The sequence below is a fragment of the Microbacterium umsixpiens genome, assembly GCF_053543675.1.
The window spans coordinates 29,865-30,420 of record NZ_JBLVOH010000104.1 but is presented as its reverse complement, the minus strand read 5'-3'; the positions used below and the strand labels follow the sequence as shown (position 1 = coordinate 30,420).

Below are 556 nucleotides of genomic sequence, written 5' to 3'. Positions count from 1 at the left end.
CGGGTGGACCCGGCGGTGCCGGTGGTCCTGGTGCACGTCCCGGCGGTGGCGGCGGCTTCGCCGGTCGTCCCGGTGGCGGTGGCGGTCGTGGCCGTGGTCCCGGCGGTGGTACCGCAGGTGCCTTCGGCAAGGGTGGCGGCAAGAGCAAGCAGCGCAAGTCGCGGCGGGCGAAGCGGCAAGAGTTCGAGATGCGGAGTGCTCCGGTCGTCGGTGGCGTCAACGTCACCCGCGGCAACGGAGAGGTCATCCGCATGCGCCGCGGCGCATCCATCGCGGACTTCGCCGACAAGATCGAGACGCTGACCGGCTACACGGTCCAGCCCGGAACCCTCGTCACCATCCTCTTCAACCTGGGCGAGATGGCCACGGCCACCGAGTCCCTCGATGAGGCGACGTTCGAGGTCCTGGGCGCCGAGCTCGGCTACAAGATCCAGATGGTCTCGCCCGAGGACGAGGACAAGGAGCTCCTCGAGGGCTTCGGTCTCGACCTCGAGGCCGAGCTGGAGGCGGAGAGCGAAGACGACCTCGAGATCCGTCCTCCGGTCGTGGCCGTCAT

At 69.4% G+C, this 556-nt stretch carries 1 pseudogene; it reads left to right on the top strand.

The annotated features are described in order from the left end of the window. Positions 1 to 556, top strand: a pseudogene (locus ACNPM4_RS10735) (translation initiation factor IF-2); the annotation flags it as partial.